The 21,067-nt window shown below is 48.2% G+C and carries 24 protein-coding genes and 1 tRNA gene; 24 read left to right on the top strand and 1 reads right to left on the bottom strand.

Translation table 11 applies throughout. The features are described 5' to 3' along the window. The first annotated feature begins 3 nt into the window (after positions 1-3). Together ABDK92_00620 and ABDK92_00615 are read left to right on the top strand one after the other, a co-directional pair. Positions 4-405, top strand: coding sequence for a DNA alkylation repair protein (locus ABDK92_00620; protein ID MEN3185128.1), 402 nt, complete (start codon positions 4-6; stop codon positions 403-405). Next, the gene (locus ABDK92_00615) at positions 395-640 is read left to right on the top strand and encodes a DNA alkylation repair protein (GenBank protein ID MEN3185127.1); all 246 of its coding nucleotides are present in this window, start codon (positions 395-397) and stop codon (positions 638-640) included. The genes ABDK92_00620 and ABDK92_00615 overlap by 11 nt, the downstream gene beginning before the upstream one ends. Before the next feature lie 208 nt (positions 641-848). Here the strand turns inward: ABDK92_00615 and ABDK92_00610 are convergent, their stop codons facing one another. Then, entirely contained in the window at positions 849-1,691 is an 843-nt protein-coding gene (locus ABDK92_00610) for an HDOD domain-containing protein (GenBank protein MEN3185126.1), read from the bottom strand. Positions 1,692-1,947: 256 nt separating this feature from the next. Here ABDK92_00610 and ABDK92_00605 point away from each other — a divergent pair, with 256 nt between their 5' ends. The 22 genes from ABDK92_00605 to ABDK92_00500 all read left to right on the top strand — a co-directional run bounded on the left by ABDK92_00605 (position 1,948) and on the right by ABDK92_00500 (position 21,065). Continuing rightward, on the top strand, positions 1,948-3,033 hold the full coding sequence (locus tag ABDK92_00605) for a HEAT repeat domain-containing protein (protein MEN3185125.1): 1,086 nt from the start codon (positions 1,948-1,950) through the stop codon (positions 3,031-3,033). Beyond that, a complete protein-coding gene (locus tag ABDK92_00600; protein MEN3185124.1) occupies positions 3,030-3,881 on the top strand; it encodes a protein-glutamate O-methyltransferase CheR in 852 nt (283 codons plus the stop codon). Before ABDK92_00605 ends, ABDK92_00600 begins: the two co-directional genes overlap by 4 nt. Further along, positions 3,866-4,234, top strand: coding sequence for a response regulator (locus ABDK92_00595; GenBank protein ID MEN3185123.1), 369 nt, complete (start codon positions 3,866-3,868; stop codon positions 4,232-4,234). The genes ABDK92_00600 and ABDK92_00595 overlap by 16 nt, the downstream gene beginning before the upstream one ends. A 6-nt stretch (positions 4,235-4,240) precedes the next feature. Further along, complete coding sequence (locus tag ABDK92_00590) at positions 4,241-6,004, top strand: Hpt domain-containing protein (protein ID MEN3185122.1); 1,764 nt, start codon at positions 4,241-4,243, stop codon at positions 6,002-6,004. Continuing rightward, a complete protein-coding gene (locus tag ABDK92_00585) occupies positions 5,980-6,657 on the top strand; it encodes a chemotaxis protein CheW (protein ID MEN3185121.1) in 678 nt (225 codons plus the stop codon). The genes ABDK92_00590 and ABDK92_00585 overlap by 25 nt, the downstream gene beginning before the upstream one ends. Then, complete coding sequence (locus ABDK92_00580; protein MEN3185120.1) at positions 6,657-7,433, top strand: ParA family protein; 777 nt, start codon at positions 6,657-6,659, stop codon at positions 7,431-7,433. The genes ABDK92_00585 and ABDK92_00580 overlap by 1 nt, the downstream gene beginning before the upstream one ends. Next, positions 7,430-7,738, top strand: coding sequence for a hypothetical protein (locus ABDK92_00575; protein ID MEN3185119.1), 309 nt, complete (start codon positions 7,430-7,432; stop codon positions 7,736-7,738). Before ABDK92_00580 ends, ABDK92_00575 begins: the two co-directional genes overlap by 4 nt. Continuing rightward, a complete protein-coding gene (locus ABDK92_00570; GenBank protein ID MEN3185118.1) occupies positions 7,735-9,216 on the top strand; it encodes an Hsp70 family protein in 1,482 nt (493 codons plus the stop codon). The genes ABDK92_00575 and ABDK92_00570 overlap by 4 nt, the downstream gene beginning before the upstream one ends. A 27-nt stretch (positions 9,217-9,243) precedes the next feature. Beyond that, positions 9,244-11,211 (top strand): methyl-accepting chemotaxis protein, encoded by a 1,968-nt coding sequence (locus ABDK92_00565; protein ID MEN3185117.1) that lies wholly within the window; start codon positions 9,244-9,246, stop codon positions 11,209-11,211. A 2-nt stretch (positions 11,212-11,213) separates the two neighbouring features. Further along, on the top strand, positions 11,214-12,713 hold the full coding sequence (locus ABDK92_00560; protein ID MEN3185116.1) for a chemotaxis protein CheW: 1,500 nt from the start codon (positions 11,214-11,216) through the stop codon (positions 12,711-12,713). 5 nt (positions 12,714-12,718) lie between these two features. Then, complete coding sequence (locus ABDK92_00555; protein MEN3185115.1) at positions 12,719-13,783, top strand: chemotaxis response regulator protein-glutamate methylesterase; 1,065 nt, start codon at positions 12,719-12,721, stop codon at positions 13,781-13,783. A 6-nt stretch (positions 13,784-13,789) separates the two neighbouring features. Continuing rightward, positions 13,790-14,149 carry a response regulator gene (locus ABDK92_00550; protein ID MEN3185114.1) on the top strand — a complete coding sequence of 120 codons (360 nt, stop codon included), beginning with the start codon at positions 13,790-13,792 and terminating at the stop codon, positions 14,147-14,149. Between the two features lie 4 nt (positions 14,150-14,153). Beyond that, complete coding sequence (locus tag ABDK92_00545; GenBank protein MEN3185113.1) at positions 14,154-14,636, top strand: chemotaxis protein CheX; 483 nt, start codon at positions 14,154-14,156, stop codon at positions 14,634-14,636. Next, the gene (locus ABDK92_00540; protein ID MEN3185112.1) at positions 14,633-15,073 is read left to right on the top strand and encodes a chemotaxis protein CheX; all 441 of its coding nucleotides are present in this window, start codon (positions 14,633-14,635) and stop codon (positions 15,071-15,073) included. The genes ABDK92_00545 and ABDK92_00540 overlap by 4 nt, the downstream gene beginning before the upstream one ends. A 10-nt stretch (positions 15,074-15,083) precedes the next feature. Continuing rightward, entirely contained in the window at positions 15,084-16,079 is a 996-nt protein-coding gene (locus tag ABDK92_00535; GenBank protein ID MEN3185111.1) for an HD domain-containing phosphohydrolase, read from the top strand. 433 nt (positions 16,080-16,512) lie between these two features. Next, on the top strand, positions 16,513-16,788 hold the full coding sequence (locus ABDK92_00530) for a hypothetical protein (GenBank protein ID MEN3185110.1): 276 nt from the start codon (positions 16,513-16,515) through the stop codon (positions 16,786-16,788). Further along, positions 16,768-16,842 (top strand) — tRNA-Gln (locus ABDK92_00525). The genes ABDK92_00530 and ABDK92_00525 overlap by 21 nt, the downstream gene beginning before the upstream one ends. A gap of 33 nt (positions 16,843-16,875) precedes the next feature. Beyond that, the gene (gene glmU / locus ABDK92_00520) at positions 16,876-18,255 is read left to right on the top strand and encodes a bifunctional UDP-N-acetylglucosamine diphosphorylase/glucosamine-1-phosphate N-acetyltransferase GlmU (protein ID MEN3185109.1); all 1,380 of its coding nucleotides are present in this window, start codon (positions 16,876-16,878) and stop codon (positions 18,253-18,255) included. Further along, on the top strand, positions 18,255-19,223 hold the full coding sequence (locus tag ABDK92_00515; GenBank protein ID MEN3185108.1) for a ribose-phosphate pyrophosphokinase: 969 nt from the start codon (positions 18,255-18,257) through the stop codon (positions 19,221-19,223). The genes glmU and ABDK92_00515 overlap by 1 nt, the downstream gene beginning before the upstream one ends. A gap of 25 nt (positions 19,224-19,248) precedes the next feature. Then, positions 19,249-19,914 (top strand): 50S ribosomal protein L25, encoded by a 666-nt coding sequence (locus ABDK92_00510; protein ID MEN3185107.1) that lies wholly within the window; start codon positions 19,249-19,251, stop codon positions 19,912-19,914. Further along, the gene (gene pth / locus ABDK92_00505) at positions 19,915-20,490 is read left to right on the top strand and encodes an aminoacyl-tRNA hydrolase (GenBank protein MEN3185106.1); all 576 of its coding nucleotides are present in this window, start codon (positions 19,915-19,917) and stop codon (positions 20,488-20,490) included. Beyond that, the gene (locus tag ABDK92_00500; GenBank protein MEN3185105.1) at positions 20,487-21,065 is read left to right on the top strand and encodes a hypothetical protein; all 579 of its coding nucleotides are present in this window, start codon (positions 20,487-20,489) and stop codon (positions 21,063-21,065) included. The genes pth and ABDK92_00500 overlap by 4 nt, the downstream gene beginning before the upstream one ends. Positions 21,066-21,067: the final 2 nt, after the last annotated feature.

Raw genomic sequence — 21,067 nt, 5'->3', positions numbered from 1 at the left:
GCCCTGGCTCATGAAGAAGTTGTCCAGGATATAAAACGGTTTGGCATTACTCCTAAAAAAGCGCTGGGTGTTTCTGTGCCTGAACTCCGAAGGAAGACCCGTTCTCTTGGTGTAAGCCATGAATTAGCCCTGACGCTCTGGAGCTTCCAAATTCGGGAAACTATGCTCCTTGCCAGTATGGTCGATGACCCAAAACTGGTTACGAAGGCGCAAATGGAACGGTGGGTTCTGGATTTCGACAACTGGGAGATTTGTGACCAGGTTTGTGGAAACCTTTTTCTTTGGACTGGTCATGTTTACCGAAAGATATTTGATTTTGCAGAACGCAAGGAGGAATTTGTCAAAAGGTCAAGTTTTGCTATGATTGCAGAACTCGCTGTCCATGGGAAATATATTGGTAATTAATGAATGGTGGGGAAATATTTTTACTCTTCTTTTGTGTGCTTCCTGCGATGAGCGGCGTATGGTTAAAAAAGCCGTGAGCTGGGCTTTACGCCAGATTGGGAAGAGGAATAGAATTCTTTGGAAGCGAGCTTTAGAAACGGCTCATGAAATGAAGACAATCAACACCAGAGCTTCTTCCTTTATCGCTAGTGAGATAAATCGAGAATTGAATTCTCCGAAAGTGCTGAAAAATTAGGGATTCTTTCTCAAGACTGAGATTGGAGCTTTTCGAATTCTTCAGGATTCTGCTTTTTCAGGCAGTGCAGGTGAGCACATTCTGTTTCTCCATTTTTTTCTCGAAAGGCACAGGGTGCATAGGGTTGAATGGCGTAGCCGCAAAAAATACATTGCGATCTCTTGGACATGGTTCCCTTTTGCCATTCCAATTTTTTTCCCTCCTTCCCTCAAAAACTGTCTTGGTCAACCAGAACATCGGTGAGTTGTACTAAAAGACGGTCAATCAGCGTTTCATTGATTCCCAAAAGGGTTACAGCTTCCGGGGATATGCCGTAGAAAAATCCATCGATTCCCATTCCTATGCCGATCGAAACGCTTATAAAGTCGGCAATATGGGTAATGGCCACCAGTTTCGGGGTTATGGTAGCCCTTTCTGGTTCATGATGGAAGGCGATGGTCTCGACGAGTTCCGCAGGTAAATTCCATTTCTCGCAGATTTTTGCTCCGACCTGGGCATGGTTAAAACCGAGTACGGCTTCTTCTGCCTGTGTGAAGGTAAGATGCTCACCCTCCACTTTTTCCAGGACCTCCTGATATGTATCACTCAGGTACGTATTCAGGACGAGTTTACCGATATCGTGAAGCAGTGCGGCCGTATAGGCGACTTCCAGACGAGGAAACTTGGTCTCTCGAGCGAGCATGCGTGCGGCGATCGCCGAAGTTTGAGAATGCTTCCACAGTTCTCCCTGTTCCAGGGCATATCCCGGAAGCGATTTTTTGAGTATCTCACTTACAGTGGCGGCAATCACGATGCTTTTAATGGTCTGAAAACCTAGGATGATTGTGGCTTCGGTGATGGTGGAAATGCGGCGGGGAAACCCATAAAAAGCAGAGTTAGCCAGACGTAAGACCTTCGCCGTGAGAGTCTGGTCTTGACTCAAAACATTGTTGATGTCTTTTGCGGTCGATTTTGGGTCCTCCGTAAGCTGTATCACCCTTTGGACAATCGTCGGTAAAACGGGTAATTCTTCAACTGCCTGAACCAAAACCGATAATGAAACTTTGCCCATCCCTTCACGCCCCCTTCTATTATATCCTGTTTCCGTGACGGTGTCACCATCGTTTGCCGCCTGATGAGTTTTTGATTCCTTTTGGTGGGGGTGAAAAGGGTTTTGCCTGTGGCGTTTGGTGCATGGCCTTTTTGAGAAAGTCAACAAGAAACTCTTGACATGTTCCAAATGGTGTTGTACTGTGTAATCGCGGTTTGTAAGGGTTGCTTCATCGTACTTTTCCGAATCACGGTAAGGTTTTTGGGAGGGAATTTCAGTGAATTCCTTCGAGAGAGAGAGAGAAGGTGTCCCTCTCCGCGAAGACTTACCGGCCTTTCTGGGTTTTCTTGATGCCGTTGTTGCTCAGAACGCCATTCAGTATGTAGATACGCTGGTCGCCATTCTTCAAGAAGACCACCGTGATATCATTCGCGAAGCGGTGGTTAGGGCCCTCAAGAAACTGCAGGATTGTACCATACCCGAAAAGATTGCGGTCCTTTTCCGTTCACCTGATCTCTTTCTGCGCAATGCTGCGGTAGATATTCTGGCCAGTCAGTGGCAGGCTCCTCTGGAGATCCTTGCCAGGAGCCTCAAAAGCGAAGATAAACATGTCAGAAAGCTTGCCCTTGATGCCCTGTACGCCCTCAATAACCCTATTGTTACAGACATTATTGCCAGTGCTTTGGACGATGACGATGTGAATAACCTGATTGCCGCCGTGGAATATATTGCTGACCGGCAAGGATATCGTTATGCCGACCGCATTGCTGATGTTCTGGCAAGGGCTCAGGACCCATTCCTGGTTTCCGCCTGTCTCGAGGCTCTGGGAAAAATAGGGAATCAGTATACGAAATCTGTGGTGCAAGAGCTTTTCCCTGATCCCGCTTCATTACCGGAATACCTCATTCCCTCGTACCTCCGTTTTTTGGCAGGGTGTGGTAGTGGGGAGTACCTTTCCCTGGTACTCGATATTGCTTTCAGGTGGGGTAAGGTATTTTATAAAGAAATTCTTGATGTTATTCGAGGAATCATCCAGAGAACTGATACACTAAGCGAAGGTGATCAAAAGGCCATGGGGAGTTGCCTTCGAATACTCCTTGATTCCGATATTCCCTCTGCGAATAAATATGAGGTCCTTTTCTTGCTTGTTCAGGGAGATCGGGATAATTGTTTGCAGGATGTACGGATGTTTTTAGAGAGCGAAGATCCTCTCCTTCGCCTAGCAGCCTTGGAAGTCATTGGGGAATATAGACTTCAAGAATGTATTCCCGAAGTGCAAGCACTTCTTGAAAAGGAAGTGGATGAGGATGTGAAACAATGTGCCCTGGATGCCCTTCGGAAATTGGGTGTCGAGCCACAATGATTTTTGGATTTCGGGACTTTTGTCAGTTACGTGACTACGTCTATGCCCGGACGGGTGTTTATATTGGTGATCAGAAAATTTACCTTCTCAAACGGAGGATTGAACAGCGTCTTGCTACTCTGGGGCTTTCTTCGGTCAATGAGTATCTCAATTATTTGAAGCGTTATGACGGTTCGGGAAGAGAGTTCGAAGAACTGGTGTGTACCATCACGGTGAATGAAACCTATTTTTTTCGAGAATTTCCCCAGTTGCAGGCATTTGCCGAATTTTGCCTGCCGGAAGTAGTGGGAGGGAAAACCTCGCGACACGTTCGGATTCTATCCGCCGGTTGTTCCACAGGGGAAGAACCGTACACCATTTCCATCATTTGTCAGGAGATGCTTGAACCACCCTGTACTTTTTCTATTGATGCGCTGGACATTGATTATCGTGCTCTAGAAAGTGCACGGAGAGGGATTTATGATGAACGGGCGGTGCGAGATGTTCCTCGGGTATATTTGGAGAAGTACTTTATCAGGACAGGGGAAGGCTTTATGGTCAAGAATAACGTGCGGGATTTTGTGACCTTTCACAAGGTCAATCTCAGTAACCGTGAGGAACTGTTTGCCTTAGGACGGAGTTTTGATTTTGTTTTCTGTCGCAATGTCCTCATTTATTTTTCCGATGATTCCCGAAAAAAGGTGGTGGAGGCTTTTTATGCCATGATGAATCCCGGAGGATATATTTTCTTGGGGCACTCCGAGTCGATGAGCCGTATCACCAGTGCCTTTGAACTACGCCGAATGGGAGAGAGTCTGGTGTACCGTAAACCCTTACAGGAGTTGAATCAGGAATGGCAAAGGTTCTGATTATCGACGATTCACAGATGACCAGGAATTTTCATGCCTACATCTTGCGAAGCTCTGGCTTTACGGTGATTGACGCCGTTGATGGTGCCGAGGGTCTGGAGAAGCTATATGCCGAGGGTGATATTGATTGTATTATCACCGATCTGAATATGCCCAACATGGATGGCCTGACCTTTATTCGAAGGGTACGACAGGAGGTGCTGTTTCAAAAGGTACCGATCATCATTGTGACGACTCTCGATGATGATAGAGACTGCAAAGAAGGGCTTCGGGCTGGGGCGAATTTCTACCTGACGAAGCCTGCGCAGCCTGGAATTCTCGTAGAGAGTGTGCATATGGCCATTGGGGGTTGATCCCATATGCAGTTTGTGCCAGAAGAAGTGGAAATTCTCCGTGGAATTCTTGAAGAAGCACCGGATTATCTCTCAGATCTGGAAGAACGGATTCTTGCCCTGGAAAGAGGAGCCGGGGTAGAACTCCTTGACTCGCTCTTTCGTTCGTTTCATTCGCTGAAGGGGATTGCTGGTTTTGCAAACCTCACCCCAATTGTTACAAGCTGTCATAGAGCTGAGGATTTGATAAAAGAGATGAAAAGCGGAAGGGTGTTTCCGGTACAAGAGGTGGTTGACGCCTTACTTGGAGTGGAGGACTTTGTCCAGCAGATTTTGGGATACCTTGGGGAAGCTCTGACGACATGTTCTGGAGGAACGCTGAGGGTTGACTTTGCTCAGTTTCAAGAAGAACGTGTGGTTGCAAAGATTGACCATATCCTGAGTCAAAAAAGAGAAACTCCTTCCAAGGTAGAAATGGCAGACCAGGAGAAAATTGCAATCGTTGACGAAGTGTTTGTGAAAGAAGTGTTCCGAGATTTTTTGGCGGAACTTGAAGAAAATCTGACACGTGCAGAGGACATTTTGCTTCTTCTGGAGGGTGAACCTTCCCGGGGAGAACATGTTGACACCGCGATGCGAGCGTTTCACAGCATCAAAGGTGGGGCTCGACTCGTTTTGGGTTTTCTTCCTGAAGGTCCTCAGGCTGAACTTTTCCGCTCTATAGAACGTGTTGCACACCGCCTGGAAGACCTCTTTCAAAAAGTTCGGGATGGTCAGGCTGGACTGAATGAAACAGTGTTTAAAGAGACCTATACCGGGATTGATCTGGTAAAGAATCTTCGTCAGGCTATCGTCAACGGTGTGACCAGTTTTCCTCGAGGGGCTATTGAGGTGTTTCTGGGAATGAAAGTCGAAAAGCCTCCTTCAGAAGGGAAAAGGGCCACTTTGGAGGCTTTTCTGAACATTGCTGAACAGTTCCTGGACGTTTTGAAGGATTTTCCGGCTTCTCCTTCACAGGAAGAAAAGGAACAGGTGGTGCGATTGGGTGAAGCGTTGAAAAGTGGCTTAGTTCGTCTTGGTTTAGAAACCCACCTTTCTCTCGTGGAGGAGATCGCCGAAAAAGCTTGTGAGGGCGATGTGTCGTGTCTACAAGGGCTGCAGGCTGAATTTTTGAATTTCATTGCCACTATGAAGGCACAAAGAGAGGTTCACGAAGAACGGAGAGGTCAAGTGTTGTGTTCTTCTGCTGGCGTATCGCATGATGCTGTGCATACTGTACGTGTGGACCGTGAGAAGCTGGAGAAAATGTTGAATCTGGTTGGGGAACTTTTAATCCTTAAAAATGCGACTCGAACTTTTATTCGAAAAATCGCAGAAGAGTCTTCGGTTTTCCTTTCGGAGGCGAAAGGCATTGCTTCTGGTTTGGAACGGTTGACTGCTGAGTTTCAGTCTATGGTGCTTTCATTGCGCATGGTTCCAGTTGCAGAGCTCTTTGCGCGCTACCGGAGAACAGTGCGGGATCTTGCCCAATCGCTGGGCAAAAATGTCATTCTTGCTGTGGAGAGCGGTGATACGGAACTTGACCGTACGGTAATTGAGAAACTGGCAGATCCTTTGACACACCTGGTACGCAATGCAGTCGATCATGGTATTGAAACACCTGAGGAGCGAGAACATTGTGGTAAGCCCAGGGAAGGGAAAATAGCTTTACGTGCTTACTATCGGGGAGCGTATGCTTTTGTGGAGGTAGAAGATGATGGAAGGGAGTGGATACTCAGGCGGTTCGAGTAAAAGCGGTAGAACGGGGTCTTGTGTCTTCAGAGCAAGCATTGCGGTTGTCGGATCAGGAAGTGCTTTCCTTCCTTTTCGCTCCTGGCTTCAGCACCGCGCGGGTTGTTTCGGATCTTTCAGGAAGAGGCGTGGGGATGGATGTAGTAAAAACCAATGTGGAAAGCATTGGTGGACGAGTGGACATCGATTCTGTCCCGGGCAGAGGAACCATGGTACGGATGCGCATCCCTCTTTCTCTTTTGGTGATACGGGGTCTTATGGTCGGTATTGGTGGCGAGCGGTACATCTTTCCCTTAGATTTTGTTCGGGAGACGGTAAAAATTCCGCGGAAACTGGTGCGAGAATATTTTAATGGACGCTTTGCGGAAGTGAGGGGTACGATACTTCCCCTGGTATTGGCCGAGGAGATTCTTTTTCAAAGAACCATTTCTTTTGGAAGCAAGGTTTTTGACTTTGATTTGGTGCCGCTTGTGGTAATAGGGAGTAGTGACGAAACCTTTGCCATTGTGGTGGATAAATTCCTGGAAGAAGGAGAGTATCTGGTGAAAGCGGTGCCGGAGTACATGCGGGGAGATGGATTGGTATCTGGCATCACCATTATGGGAGATGGATCGGTGGTGGTCATCCTGAATCCCCAGAGAGTGGTGCAGTGATGGGAAAAATCGTGACATTCTCCAATCGTAAGGGCGGAACTGGAAAAACCACAGTGGCGGTGAATGTTGCGGCGTTGCTTGGGGATCAGGGCACAAAGTGTCTACTCATCGATCTCGATTCTCAGGCTCACGCCACCGTGCATCTTGGTCTTAATCCTCTTAGTGTACGATATAGCGTCTATGAAGCTCTCATTGATTTTCTGGAAGGAAAGCGATGGAAACCGGAACTTTTCTGTGTGGTTGAGAACCTGACCGTTGCGCCTTCCAATCAGAATCTGGCAGCATTGGATGTGGAGTTGAGCCGTGTTCAGGATGGGGAGCTTATTCTTCGAGATTTCCTCCTCGAAATGGAAGCTTCTTTTGATTATCTGATCATCGACACACCGCCATCTTTGGGCTTTACCACCCTGAGTGCTCTGGTGGCTACTCAGTACCTTGTTATTCCCACCAAAATTGATTTTCTCTCTGGGGTGGGTCTTGCTCAGATGATGGAACTCTACTATCGCGTGAGTGGGACACTTAATCCACTCATCTGTTTTCTGGGTATCGTGCCGACGTTTTTTGAGACGAGGACTCGTTTTGGTCGGGAGATTTTGAGTGAACTTTCTCGCACGTTTGGGGTGGATAAAATCTTTCCTCCCCTGCGGCAGGATATCAAAGTGATGGAAGCTTCCAGTCATGCGATGCCAGTTCACCGTTATGCTCCCCATTGTCGGGCTGCACAGGATATGCGAATGATTGTTGCCGAAATGGTAGAAAGGATGAAAAGGCAATGAACCGTGGTCCTCTGGGAAGAGGGCTTCGGGTGTTTTTTTCTGAAGGTTCAGAGCGGACACTTTTTACCCAGGCTTTAGAATGCGATCGGAAGGGGGATGTTTTTGGAGCCTTTCATCTCTATATGAAAGTTGCAGAATTACGTGGGCATCTGCGTGTCGAGGCGCTGAACAACGCTGCCGTAATCCTGGCAGAACATGGTTTCGTTAGTCAAGCAATTGGTATTTTGCGGGAAGCACTTTGGGAAGACGCCGATAATGAAAGGGTTAGAGAGAATCTCTCCATTTTGGAGGGAAAAGGCCAATGATTGTGGGCATTGATTTTGGCACGACCAATTCTCTGGTCGCTTATGTCGATAAGACTTTGAGACCAGAAATCATCATTAATGAACGGGGTGCTCGGCTTACTCCTTCGGTAGTGTACTTTAAAAATGAGAAGCAGGTTCTGGTGGGTGAACTAGCCAAATCCCATGCTCTGGCCCGGCCTGAACAGACTATCCTGCGAGTGAAGAGAAAAATGGGCACCAGCCATCATTACATTATTTTTGGAAGGCAATACACACCCTCAGAAATCGGAGGGCTTATCTTTCAGAAGTTGCGACAGTACGCTTCAAATTTCTTGGGGGAGCAGGTTCGACAAGCCGTGGTGACTGTTCCTGCCTATTTTGATGATAACCAGAGGCAGGGTGTTTTGTGGGCCGCATCCCTGGGAGGTATCGAGGTGGTGAAACTGTTGAACGAACCAACTGCCGGTGCTCTGGCGTACGGAATCCATGAAAAAGGAGATAAACGTATTCTGGTGCTTGATTTTGGAGGAGGAACCTTCGATATCACCTTGATGAACTGCCGGGAGGGGCTATTTGAAGTCATGGGAACGGGTGGGAGTACCGAACTTGGGGGTGCCGATTTTGACGCCGTGCTGGTACACTGGGTTGCTGAGACGGTTTTTGAGGAACGTGGCGTGGACCTGGAACGCGATCCCATCGCCATGCACCAGCTATGGATTCATGCCGAGAGGGTGAAGATGGATCTCTCCAGTATCACTGAGGCCAGCGTTATTATTCCCTATCTTGCTTTGACTGAGGATGGGCCAGTACATGTGCATCTTGCCGTTTCCCGCCAGCAATTTGAGCGATTGACCGCTTATCTTTTTGAGCGGGCTTTTGAACTCATTAAAGTGACGTTGAGGGATACGGGGGTCCTTCCTCAGGATATCGATGTGGTGATCTTGAGTGGCGGTTCGTCCCGGATGCCGTTTTTTCGTGAAACCGTGCGATCCATGTTTCCTCAAGCGGTACTACGAGGAGAGGTAAATCCCGATGAAGTTGTAGCTCTGGGTGCAGCGGTGTGTGCGGGAATACTGGAAGGACGCCTAAACCATGTGGAGTTTCGGGATATCCTTCCTCATTCCCTGGGTGTTCTGGATGATGATGGATGTTTTGTGCCGGTAATCGAGCGAGGTACGGTTTATCCGGCGGTGGCGACCAGAATGTTTACCAATACCCAGGACGAGCAGAATCAGGTAACGGTGGCCGTGCTCCAAGAACGAGGGGAGAGGTTATTGCGATTGGGTTATTTTCATTTTCATTCTCCCCGGAGATGGAAGAAGGGCGAAGCAAGGCTGGCGATTAGTTTTATCGTGAACGATAACGGAGTGCTGGAGGTGGTGGCGGAAGACACAGATACTGGTAAAGCAGAGACGTTAACAATTCATGGAGGGGTACTTGAAGTGACGGAGGAAAGAACGGCTTTAGAGAGGCGGGGTATAGGTTTGGAAGTTCTTTAGCGTCAGTTCCTGAAAGGAGGATATGGGATGGTTCAGAAAAAGCTGGCGGTTCCGGAAACAAAGGGAGGGGCAAAGAGTGTTCAGACTCGGACAGGTATTCGCTCGGTAGAGGAAGAAGAGCTTCAAGTCAAAAGAGACGAAGCACGACAACGAGCTCAGGAGAGGGCTCGGGCGAGAACCTTGGCTAAACGTCAAGCCATGGCTGAGCGTATTTCCAGTGCGGCTGAGGAGTTACTCGCTGGAGTGGAAGAGGCGTCATCTGCGGTGGAAGAATTGGCCAAGGCTATGGAGCAGATCGCGGCTGGGGCTGAGCAGGCTTCCAGCGCTGCGGATGAGTCGCGAGCGGCGGTGAACCAGATTCGGGCAAGTGCTGAAAACATCCAGAACATGGCTCAGGACATGGTTCGAAGCGGCAGAGATGCTCAGAATACACTGGGATTGATGAACGAGAGTATTCAAGGTCTCATCGGGGCTATTGAAGAATCGGCTACGAAAAACGAGGAATCGGCTGCGCTCATTCGCAAGCTCGAGGAACAATCAAATCGGATTGAGGAAATCGTCAAAACGGTGGTCATGATTGCCGATCAAACCAATCTTTTGGCGCTCAACGCTGCCATTGAGGCGGCCAGAGCAGGAGAACACGGTAGCGGTTTTGCGGTGGTTGCTGACGAAGTCCGGGGATTGGCGGAGATATCCGAACGTTCAGCCCGGGAGATTACTGGTATTGTGGGAGACATCAAGCAAGCTGTGGTGCAAACGGTACAGGATATTCAAAAGATTGTGGAGGATTCTCGTTCTCAGGTGGAGCTGGGACGTGAAGTGACTGAACAACTTGAAGACATTGTTCAGCGTTTTGTGGAAATGAATGTCCACATGGAGAGGATTTTACGGGATATGAATGAATGCGCCGATGCCGCCCAGGAACTTCTGGAATCTTCCGAGCAGGTGGCCAGTGGCTCGGAAGAGATGAGTTCGGCTGCAGCGCAATCCTCAAAGGCGGTTGAGGAACAGAGTAAAGCCTTTGCGCAAACGAGTACTGCAGCGCAGGAACTGGTCGAACTTGCCGAAGAATTGAAAACCTCTACCGATACCGAAAAGTCTTCGGAAACTCTGGCTTCCGCAGCAGAGGAGCTCTCTTCGAACATTGAGGAACTTTCAAGTAGTGCGCAAGAGATTGGTACTGCTTTGCAGCAGCTGGAAAAGGGTGCCCACATTCTCTCTGAATCCACCGAACGTTCCAGGCAGATTGTGGAAGTTCTGGCCAAGAAGGTAGAGGATCTGCGGATGGTAGTTGAAGGTGATTTAAATCTTTTGCAACAACTCTCGGAGAAAATAGCCCAGAATCGAGTGAGTGTGGAGAAGATGATTGAGGGGATCTCCTTTGCATCGGAGTCCTATACAAAAGCATCCGGTAATGTGGAAGCTCTTTCTGAGCGTGCTCGACGTATTGGGAAAACGGTGGATACCATCGATAAGGTTACCATACAGACCAATATGCTTGCGGTCAATGGATTTATTGAAGCAGCCCGAGCTGGGGAGTATGGCAAAGGTTTCGCAGTGGTGGCCAACGATATCCGGACCCTGGCCAACGAATCGGGGAGCAATGCCGAACAGATCAAAGACCTGGTAACCAATATTCAGTACCAGGTTCAGCTTGTTGCGAGCGATATCGCTGATTCAGCTAAAGTTGCTGCCGGTGAAGTAGGAAAAGCTCGGGAAACGACCAAGCTTCTCGAGAGCGTCAGAAAAGCGATGCTCGACCTAACCTCCCGGTTCGATACCGTGGCAAAGGAGCTGGAACAGATTGCTTCCGCGATTGAAGAGACCGGTAAGGCCATCGAACAGATCAATTCTTCTGCTGTCGAGTCGGCTTCAGCTATTGAAGAAGCAGCCAAGGGTGCTCGGGAACAGGCAAAAGGGGTGGAGGAGCTGGCCAAGGCGATTGAGGAAATTGCTGCCATTGCTGATGAACTCCAACATGAAGCGGAGGTGTGAGCATGCTTGCTACAGCTGAAGCGAAGTATGTCACCTTTGCCATTGCCGGGGAAATGTATGCTGTACCAGTTGAATATGTGCGGGAAATCGTTCGGGTTCCCAAAGTGACCAGGGTTCCACTGACACCGGCATATGTGCGGGGGGTTGCCAATCTTCGGGGGGAAATCCTCCCAGTGATGAGTATTCGGCAAAGAATGGGTTTTGAGGAAGAGGACCTCGAGACTTCTAAGGTGGTTGTCCTTGATTGGAAGGGGAGAACGCTGGGAGTAGTCGTGGATCGTACAGCGCAGGTGATTCAGATTACGGAAGACCGGATAGAGGAAGCTTCAACGGCGAGCGAACTGGTGCGCAGGGTTATTCGTACCGGCGAAACACTGCAGATGATCTTAGAGATAGAAAAACTCTTTACCATGGGTGTTTCGGAAGCGCATTTTGACGCTCGTTCTGGAGAAGCTCGAACTGTTGACAAGAAATTCGATGAAAAACGGGTGGAGGAATATGTGCAAATTGTAAGCTTTGCACTGGCTGGCGAAGAATATGCATTTCCCATTCAAGATGTTCAAGAAATCATTCGTTACGCTAGGCCAACTGAAGTACCGGATGTACCACCCCATGTCAAAGGAGTGATTCATCTCCGGAGCACCGTCCTTCCCATCGTTGATCTGCGTACCATGCTCGCTCTTCCTGCGGCAAGCACGGATGAGTTTACCAAGGTCATTGTCCTCCGATTGCGCGGGAGGCAATTTGGACTCATCGTTGACCGCATTCATGAAGTTTTGCGGGTACGCAAAAGTGAGATTCAGAAGCCACCTTCCCTGTTTGAACAGGCTGGCAAAAAAGGAATTGCCGGTATCGTGCGCAAAGAGGAACAGACCATAATGATTCTACGCAGTGACGCCTTGCTTTCAGAAGAAGTTGCGGGGTTGTCTCAGGAGGGAGGAGAACGGAGTCGGGAAGCGAAAACCATAGGTCGAGAGGTAGAAACGCAGTACATCATTTTCCGGGTGGCGGAAGAACGGTATGGTGTTGATATTGAGGAGGTACGAGAAATCAACCGCATTGCTACCATTACCAGAGTTCCCCGAGCTCCAGAATTTCTGGAAGGAGTGATGAATCTTCGGGGTGAAGTGACCCCGATTGTGGATTTGCGCAGGCACTTTGGTCTTATCCAGGGTAAGCGGGACGAATCCACCCGAATTATCGTGGCCGAAATCGAGGAGAAAAAGACCGGTTTGATTGTTGATGCAGTGGAGGGTGTGGAAAAAATCCCGCAGAGCGCTATATCCACCGTGCCCGAAGTCGTGTTATCGGGTGAGTCGGGAAGGTTTATCAAAAACGTCGCTCGTCTGGAAGAGGAAATCATCCTTATCCTTGACCTTAATCGGATTTTTAGTGAGAGGGAAATTGAAACGATGGCGAAAATCCTGGAGGGGGAAACCAAAGAGGAACCTCAAAAAAGGGTACCGAAAAAAGCGCTGAAAAGGTTTCAGGAAGGAGAGTAAGTATCTTGGAAAAGTGGCGAGTACTGGTAGTCGATGATTCAGCCTTGATGCGTAAGGTGTTAACTAGGATCATTGCAGCGTCACCAGATTTTGAAGTGATCGATGTTGCCCGAGATGGAGAAGATGCGGTGGAAAAGGCCCGGACATTGCACCCAGATGTTATCACCATGGATGTCAATATGCCTAAAATGGATGGCTTGACAGCCCTCCAGATTATCGTAGAGGAAGCCATCGCTCCTGTGGTGGTGGTCTCTTCTCTTACCCAGGATGGTTCCGTAACGACTTTTGAAGCACTGGAGCTTGGGGCGTTTGATTGTGTGGCCAAACCTGGTGGAACGGTTTCGACTAATGTTTATCTGGTGCAGGAAGAACTCCTGGAAAAGTTGCGCGCTGCCTGTAAAGCTTCCCGAAAGAAACGCATTCTGCAAAGACTTGCTCAGCGAAAAGCGGTTTCTCCCGTTGAAAAAAAGGTGTTCCGTCACCGGCAACCGTTCCTTTCCTTCTCAGCCGTGGCCATTGGGATATCCACTGGAGGGCCAAAAACCATTTATGATGTATTACCATTCCTTCCAGCCGAGTTGAACGCGGCGGTGTTTCTCGTCCAGCACATGCCTCCTGCTTTTACGAAATCTTATGCGGAGAGGCTCAATACTTACTGTGCTCTTAGAGTGGTGGAAGCAGAAAATGGTATGTTGGTGGAGCCAGGAGTGGTATACGTGGGGAAAGGGGGATATCACCTCAAAGTAGGACGTAAAGGAGAAGAAATTCTGATTCTCCTTTCCACCATTCCCAAACATATGTTCATGCCTTCGGTGGATGTGATGATGATGTCGGTACTGGAAGTTTTTGGTGAACGAATGGTAGGGGTGCTCATGACAGGTATGGGGGACGATGGTGCTGAAGCCATGGTGAGAATACGCCAGAGTGGAGGGTATACCATCGCTGAATCTGAAGAAACGGCGATCGTTTTTGGTATGCCCCAAGAAGCCATCGTAAGAGGTGGGACGGATGTGGTTCTTCCGTCGTACCAAATTTATAGAGAGATTGTGAAAAAGGTGGGAACGAGGTGACGCGATATGCGGGTCCTGGTAGTGGACGATTCACCCCTTGTCAGAAATATGGTCAAAAAGGCCTGTATGGGTTCAAAATTTGAGGTGATTGGAGAAGCTAAAAACGGAGAGGAAGCGGTAGCACTCTATCGGGAACTCAACCCCGATATTGTAACGCTCGATGTCACCATGCCTGTCAAAGATGGCCTACAAGCAGCGGAGGAAATCTTGATGCTAAACCCCGAAGCAAAAATTTTACTTCTCAGCGCCATGGGAGACGAGAATCTCTTGAAGAAAGCCATGAACATGGGAATTCATGTGTCTCTTCAAAAGCCATTTACTGCTCAAAGGCTCCTTGAGGTTTTGGAGGATTTAGCGAGGGGGTAGCGATATGAGCGAGGCAGAAATCTACGAAATTGTACAGGACTTTATTGAAGCAACGCAAGAAGTTTGTGTACAGCTTCTCGGTGTAGGTATTCGCGAGATTTCGAAAAGAGAAGTGGAAATTTCCCAAATTCAGTTTGATGGTGTTGTGGCTGTGGTCGGTTTTTCGGGAGGGTTTTCAGGGAGATTCTGGTTGGGTGTTCCAGAATCCTTTCTCAACATGCTGTATGGAACCATGAGTGGTCATCCATCATCGTCCTGGGAGGAACAAATCCTGGCAGTGAGTGAGTTTGGAAACTTAGTTGCTGGTCACGCCCTTACCAGAGTGAATAATCGTTTCCCAGGCAAAAATGTACGACCTGCGCCACCAAGTTCGTTCTGGGGAGAACGACTGGTATTCTTCAACTTTGGCATGAGGGGCTCGCATGTTGTTTTTGAAACTCCTCATGGCCATGTGGAGATGAATATTTTGCTGGAGGAAAACGCATGATTACCGAACTGGGCAGTGCGCTTCAGGAAGTACTCTCGGCATTTGGTCTTGAGTTGGGCGAGTTTAAAATTATTAAAGAAGATATGCACCTGGTAACAGGTGTCCTCTGTGTCATCACCGGTCTTCTGGAATGTAATGGAGAACGGAAGGGAATTATGAGCCTGGAGTTCGATGAAAAAGCGGCTTCGTTTCTCCTTGGCATCATGATTGGCGATGTTAGTGGGCTTTCTTCTGAAATGGGTTTAAGCGCCCTTTCAGAACTCGCTACCATGATATGTGGCTCGTTTTTGACTCGTCTCAATGTGATGATGGTAGCTACTCCCCCCACCGGGGTGATGGGTGGGGTAGTGCGGGGAATACTGAATACCATGCCAGCAGAAAAAGTTTCTTTGTTTATCGGAGGAGGGTTGCTTTTGGCTGGTCTGAGCGTTTCGTAAGGGGTTCACCGTGAGCGATTTTAAAGTTCTTCTTGTGGATGACGAACCGGTTATCATAGAGGTCATTGCAAAATACCTTGAAACATGGGGATACGAAGTGCAAAGCGCCGGAAATGGAAAGGAAGCGCTGGAAATATTTGAGGGGCATCCTCATGCCTATCGAATTATCATCACCGATCTCAGTATGCCGGAAATGGATGGTTTTGAAATGATTACGGCGTTACGTAACCGGCTTTCCTATGTTTATCCATATATTATCGTCCTTTCTGGTCATGGTGAAGAAGAAGCCGTCATCCGTGCTTTAGAATGTGGTGCCGATGATTTTCTGGAAAAACCGGTATCGGCAAAAAAACTCTTTGCCTATCTCCGCTCTGGGCTTCGTAAACTTACCTGGTCAACACTTGATGTGGTACTTGAACTACCCTTAAAAATCATTGAAATGCAAGATGGCCATACTGGGAAACATGTTCGCGATATTCGTATTCTCTCCTTCATCCTTGCTCGTGCTTATAGTGAGCGTTACGAAGTGGAGGATCTTCGATTTGCGGAACGACTCCGAATCGCTTCCGCTTTCCATGACATCGGGAAAATTATTATCTCCACCGACCTTCTTCGTAAACCTGGTCCTTATACTCCTGAGGAACGGAAGTTGGTCGAAAATCATACGTTCTATGGAGCAGATATCCTGAAAGAAGCTATCATGCGCCATCCCGAAAATGAAATACTCAAGACCTGTTACGAAGTAGCCCTCTATCATCATGAACGCTTTGATGGTTCGGGATATCCCTATGGTCTGCGAGGCGAAGAGATTCCGCTTTCGGCTCGGATTGTGGCGGTAGCAGATGTGTTTAATGCTTTGACATCTGCACGTCATTATCGTCCTGCTTATTCCCTGGATGAAGCATATGCCATAATGGAAAAGGAAAGGAAGCGTTTTGATCCTAAAGTCTTTTCCATCCTTTTTGAATACCGTAGTTTCTTCAGGGCAGTAAAGGGGAATAAGTAAGTAGACTCTTTTTCTTGAACTCTACGATAGCATGGGTGATTATCGATTTTTACTGAGTGTTTTGAGTTTTCGTCGAGGTGGAAATAGTTTTTTTGGCTGCATTTTTGCGCTTTACGGAGTTTCTTTTTTTGAGTTGCTCGGTTTTTCGCATCACCTTTCAATTGTTTCCCTGCATATTTTCTCTGCTATTTTCAGATATAAATTCATGTGAATCTGCAATAGGTAGGATAAACAAAAAGCGATAGAATTCTGTGTCCTCACGCTGGCTGTAATCTCAGACTGAGATTTCCAAACTTCCGGTGACTTCATCGCTGTTGATACGCTCGGTATCCGTTCCCTTTCTGAAAAGGCAGGGTATGGGGTTTTTCAGTTCCGCCTTTTCCTCCCTTTATTTTCGGGTTACGATCGATTTGGTCAAGACAATGGTCAGGTGATGAAAACGAACCTTCCGGGAGAGTTCTGGAATCTCCATGATGACGAAATTAATTTTCAAGCCCGCGTTTTCACCTTCAAAGATGGACGAAAGAAGTGTACAATAAAAATGACTAAATTGGAGTTTGGAATCCAGGACACCCCGGGTTTACTGAAGGATACTGGTCTTATCGAGCGTGCCCACGAGGTGAACTTGTACATCTCGTTGACACCCATGAACCTTCGGGATATAATTGAAAGCGCTCTGCGCAAGGGATGGGGCGTGGCCAAGCGGTAAGGCAAGGGACTTTGGATCCCTTATTCGAAGGTTCGAATCCTTCCGCCCCAGCCATCTTTTTCTATTTTTGGAGATGAGGGAAACACGGTGCAAAAGTGGTGTTTGGTGATTTTGGCTGCCGGTCAGGGGAAACGGATGCGTTCTCCTCTTCCCAAGGTTTTCCTCCCTGTTCTGGGTAAGCCGCTGATGGAATATTTGCTCGATGTAACCGAATCGCTTGGATTTGCAAAGCGTCTGGCGGTGTTCTCTCCTTCTTTTCTTGAGGAAGCAAAAAAAACTTTTGGAGGTAGAGTGGAAGTTGTGACTCAGGAGATTCCCAGGGGTACGGCACATGCTGTAAAAAGCGCTTTGCCTTTTTGTGATGCTGGTATTGAGTGGGTGCTGACCGTATATGCTGATATGCCTCTTCTTCCCCGGGATACCATAGAAGCGATGATTCATTTTGTCGAAGCACAGCATGTCGATGTGGTCTTCCTGACGGCCGTTTCACCCAATCCTGGAGGTTTTGGAAGGGTGATTCGGGACGAAAAAGGTTTTCCCTTAGGGGTGGTAGAGGAAAAAGATTGTACGCCGCAGGAACGTTTAATTCGTGAAGTCAATGTGGGCGTGTTTGCTTTTCGGAAAGAAATTTTGGGAGCAATCCTGGAGGCGATTCGGGATGAAAATCAGCAGAAGGAGTTTTACTTAACTGATGCAGTAGCAGTGGGCCGGAAAAAGGGGTTTTCTGTGCAGGCTTTTCAGGTAGAATGGCGAGAAGAATTTCTGAATGTGAATAGTCCTGCAGATTTAGCTGGTGTTTTTGGGCTTGTGCGTGAGCAGAAAGTTGCTTCGCTATGGGTAAAAGGAGTGAAGATTCTTGATCCACAGTCGGTTTATATTGACTGGGACGTTGAGGTTGAAAGTGATGTGTGGTTATATCCCGGAGCCGTGATTGAGGGAAAGAGTGCAATTGGGAGGGGAACGAGAATTGGACCTTTTGCCAGGATTGTGGACAGTGTCGTTGGTCAAAATAGTGTCATCGAATATAGCGTGGTTGAACATGCTTACCTTGAAGATGATGTGCTGGTTGGTCCGTTTGCTCACCTTCGTCCGGGTACAATGCTTGGTAAGGGGGTGCGGATAGGCAATTTTGTGGAAGTGAAAAATTCTCAGATTGGTGAAGGAACAAAGGCACTCCACTTAAGTTACCTTGGTGATGCACAGGTGGGAAGAGAGGTCAACGTTGGGGCAGGCACCATTACCTGTAATTTTGATGGGAAGAAAAAAAATCCCACCTTTATCGAGGATCGGGTCTTTATAGGGAGCAATAATTCGCTCGTGGCTCCGGTTCGAATCGGGGAAGGAGCATATACTGCGGCCGGTTCGACAATTACCCGGGATGTCCCTCCGTATGCCCTGGGGATAGGAAGGGCAAAACAGGTAAACGTTGAGGAGTGGGCGAAAAGAAAGCGAGGAGAGGAGAAGTAATGTTTGGTTTTGTTGAAATTGCACAGCATCTCAAGGTTTTTTCCGGGACGGCTAACCCCTTTTTGGCACAGGAAATATGCTGGTACCTGGATATTCCCCTTGGCAAAGTTGACGTAGGTCGCTTTCCAAACGGAGAAATTCGGGTGCGGATTGAGGAAAGCGTCAGGGGATGCGATGTTTTTGTGGTTCAGCCTACTTCTCCTCCAGCGAATGACCATCTGATGGAACTCCTGATCATGATTGATGCGCTGAATCGGGCTTCGGCTGAGCGGATCACCGCGGTTATCCCGTTTTATGGATATTGTAAGCAGGATCGTAAAACCAAAGGGAGAGAACCGATTTCTGCAAAACTGGTGGCCAACCTCCTGACCACAGCAGGAGTAAATCGGGTTTTGACCATGGACCTTCACGCCGGGCAAATTCAGGGTTTTTTTGACATTCCGGTTGATAACCTGGCAGCACAGTCACTCTTAGCTCGTTATTTTTCGGCGAAGGGGCTAAAAGATATTGTCGTGGTCAGCCCTGATGTGGGGGGGACAGCTCGAGCGCGCAATTTTGCCAATTTTCTGGGTGTGGATCTTGCTGTGATTGATAAACACCGGCCCAGCTACTCTGAAGTCATGGTCATGAATGTCATTGGAGAAGTGAAAGGGAAAAATGCCATCATGGTTGATGACCTCATTGATACCGCCGCGACGCTCGTAGAAGGAGCAGAAGCACTTCTGAAGCATGGAGCCAAAAGGGTCTATGCGTGTGCCACGCATCCCCTTTTTAGTGAGCCGGCTCTGGAGCGGATCGGTCAATCATGTATCGAAGAGGTGGTGGTGACGAATACCATTTGCTGTGACCAGGAAATGCTTCGTCGTCGGGTTCAGGATCGAGTAAAGGTACTCTCGGTAGCACCCATTTTTGCTGAGGCGATCAAACGGATTCATGGGGAACGCTCGGTGAGCGAACTCTTTATATAAAAAACGGAGAGTGAGGATAGAAACCATGGAAGACAAGGTTACGATTCAATTATTTCAGAGAACCCCCGAAGAGAAGGGGAAGGGTGGATCACGCCGCCTGCGAAAGGCTGGATGGATTCCAGCAGTGTTATACTCCAAAGACAGTCGGGGTGGAAAAGGAGAACTGGTCAAACTGCCGGCAAGAGAGTTTGAAAAAGTGCTCTATGCACGTCACGCTTCGCATCATCTTTTGTCGCTTTCCCTTGACGGAAAGGAGAAAAGGAGCATTATTAAGGAGATACAGCGAAACCCCGTAAAGAATGAGGTATGGCATATCGATTTTTATGAAGTCAAGGCTGACCAGAAGATTTCTCTTTCGGTACCGGTAGTGGTTAAAGGTGAAGCAAAGGGTGTTAAAGAAGGTGGTATTTTAGAGGTCGTGACCACTGAACTCGAGATTGAGTGCCTTCCCGAAACCATTCCTGAAGCCATCGTTGTGGATGTCAGTAACTTGGAAATCGGAGACGCTGTCCATGTCCGGGAACTTTCAGTACCCCAGGGTGTAGTGGTTGCAGAAAGCCCGGATGAGGTTGTGGTGGTCATTACCCCGCCTGAGGTGGTGGCAGAGGTCAGTGTGAGTGCAGAGGAAACCGTTGAACCGAAAGTTATTTCTAAAGGAAAAGCCGAAAAGGAAGAAGCCAGGGGTGAATAAGTGTTTCTCCTGGTGGGATTAGGCAATCCGGGCAAACGATTCGCCCAGACACGACACAATGTTGGCTTTCGAGTTTTGGAACGTTTTGGAGAAGATTTTCATCTTTGCTGGAAAAAAGAGAATGGGATTGAGTGGGCAACCTGGATTTTGGAAGGTCAACCAGTTTATCTTCTCAAGCCTCTCACCTTTATGAATCGAAGTGGAGAGGGGCTCTGTTTTTTTTTAACTCGCCGTTGTTTTTTGACTCCAGAACTGGTGGTGGTGCACGATGACTTGGATTTTCCTCCTGGAGTGATCCGAATTAAGAGAGGGGGAGGTTCAGGAGGCCATCGTGGTGTTGAGTCGATCATGGCTGCCTGGGGAAGTGCCGACTTTGTTCGGGTGCGGGTTGGAATCGGCCGCCCATCCTTCAAGGAAGAGGTTGTTGAGTATGTGCTGAGTGTGCCAGAAGGCGAAGAGGTACGTGCTCTTGTTGAAGGTGAAAAAAAAGCGAAAGAAGCATTGCGCTGCATTATTGAGAAGGGTCTGGAGAGAGCGATGAACTGCTTTAATGTTTCTGGGAAGGGGACTGAATGACCAAGAAGGCTCTGGCTGAGCGCATTTCTTTTGTGTTGCAACCCACCTTTGTGGCTGTTGTTCTTTACGCTCTGGTGAGTTTTACCTATGAAAGAGGAGTTAGGGCGCTGTATTTTTTCGTGGTGGGTCTTGTCTTGGTCAGTCTTGTTCCCACTCTTTTTGTGCTCTGGCTTTCCTGGCGGGGAAAGGTGTCTGATCCGGATCTTCCTGATCGCCGAGAGCGCTTTAAACCATACCTTTTAATTTCTCTTTTCTACGGTCTGGCTTTGGCTATTTTCTACTTTTTTTCTGCTTCGTTTGCTCTTTTGGCCATTACCTGGTGTTACATTGCTGTAACTCTGGCGGGAGCGTTTGTCTCTCTTTTTTGGAAAATTAGCCTTCATCTGGCTGGTATTGCCGGACCGGTAACGGCACTGATGATGCTGTTGCACCCTCTGTGGGGACTCCTGTACCTTTCCCTCATACCCCTTGGGTGGGCAAGATGGTACCTCAAGAAACATACCGTTCCTCAGGTGGTAGCAGGGAGTTTCATGTCGGTGATGCTTACTCTGGGGATTATTGCCCTTTTTGTTTAGTT

Source organism: Atribacterota bacterium (assembly GCA_039638595.1).
In the GTDB taxonomy this organism is placed as follows: Bacteria; Atribacterota; Atribacteria; order Atribacterales; family Caldatribacteriaceae; genus Profundicultor; species Profundicultor thermophilus.
This window is presented reverse-complemented; position numbering and strand designations above follow the sequence as displayed.

Excerpts from the sequence above, each read along its gene's own strand:
- ABDK92_00610 (MEN3185126.1), bottom strand. The coding sequence starts at position 1,691 with ATGGGCAAAGTTTCATTATCGGTTTTGGTTCAGGCAGTTGAAGAATTA.
- ABDK92_00600 (MEN3185124.1), top strand. The coding sequence starts at position 3,030 with ATGATTTTTGGATTTCGGGACTTTTGTCAGTTACGTGACTACGTCTAT.
- ABDK92_00595 (MEN3185123.1), top strand. The coding sequence starts at position 3,866 with ATGGCAAAGGTTCTGATTATCGACGATTCACAGATGACCAGGAATTTT.
- ABDK92_00590 (MEN3185122.1), top strand. The coding sequence starts at position 4,241 with ATGCAGTTTGTGCCAGAAGAAGTGGAAATTCTCCGTGGAATTCTTGAA.
- ABDK92_00580 (MEN3185120.1), top strand. The coding sequence starts at position 6,657 with ATGGGAAAAATCGTGACATTCTCCAATCGTAAGGGCGGAACTGGAAAA.
- ABDK92_00575 (MEN3185119.1), top strand. The coding sequence starts at position 7,430 with ATGAACCGTGGTCCTCTGGGAAGAGGGCTTCGGGTGTTTTTTTCTGAA.
- ABDK92_00570 (MEN3185118.1), top strand. The coding sequence starts at position 7,735 with ATGATTGTGGGCATTGATTTTGGCACGACCAATTCTCTGGTCGCTTAT.
- ABDK92_00565 (MEN3185117.1), top strand. The coding sequence starts at position 9,244 with ATGGTTCAGAAAAAGCTGGCGGTTCCGGAAACAAAGGGAGGGGCAAAG.
- ABDK92_00560 (MEN3185116.1), top strand. The coding sequence starts at position 11,214 with ATGCTTGCTACAGCTGAAGCGAAGTATGTCACCTTTGCCATTGCCGGG.
- ABDK92_00550 (MEN3185114.1), top strand. The coding sequence starts at position 13,790 with ATGCGGGTCCTGGTAGTGGACGATTCACCCCTTGTCAGAAATATGGTC.
- ABDK92_00545 (MEN3185113.1), top strand. The coding sequence starts at position 14,154 with ATGAGCGAGGCAGAAATCTACGAAATTGTACAGGACTTTATTGAAGCA.
- ABDK92_00540 (MEN3185112.1), top strand. The coding sequence starts at position 14,633 with ATGATTACCGAACTGGGCAGTGCGCTTCAGGAAGTACTCTCGGCATTT.
- ABDK92_00530 (MEN3185110.1), top strand. The coding sequence starts at position 16,513 with ATGAAAACGAACCTTCCGGGAGAGTTCTGGAATCTCCATGATGACGAA.
- ABDK92_00515 (MEN3185108.1), top strand. The coding sequence starts at position 18,255 with ATGTTTGGTTTTGTTGAAATTGCACAGCATCTCAAGGTTTTTTCCGGG.
- ABDK92_00510 (MEN3185107.1), top strand. The coding sequence starts at position 19,249 with ATGGAAGACAAGGTTACGATTCAATTATTTCAGAGAACCCCCGAAGAG.
- ABDK92_00500 (MEN3185105.1), top strand. The coding sequence starts at position 20,487 with ATGACCAAGAAGGCTCTGGCTGAGCGCATTTCTTTTGTGTTGCAACCC.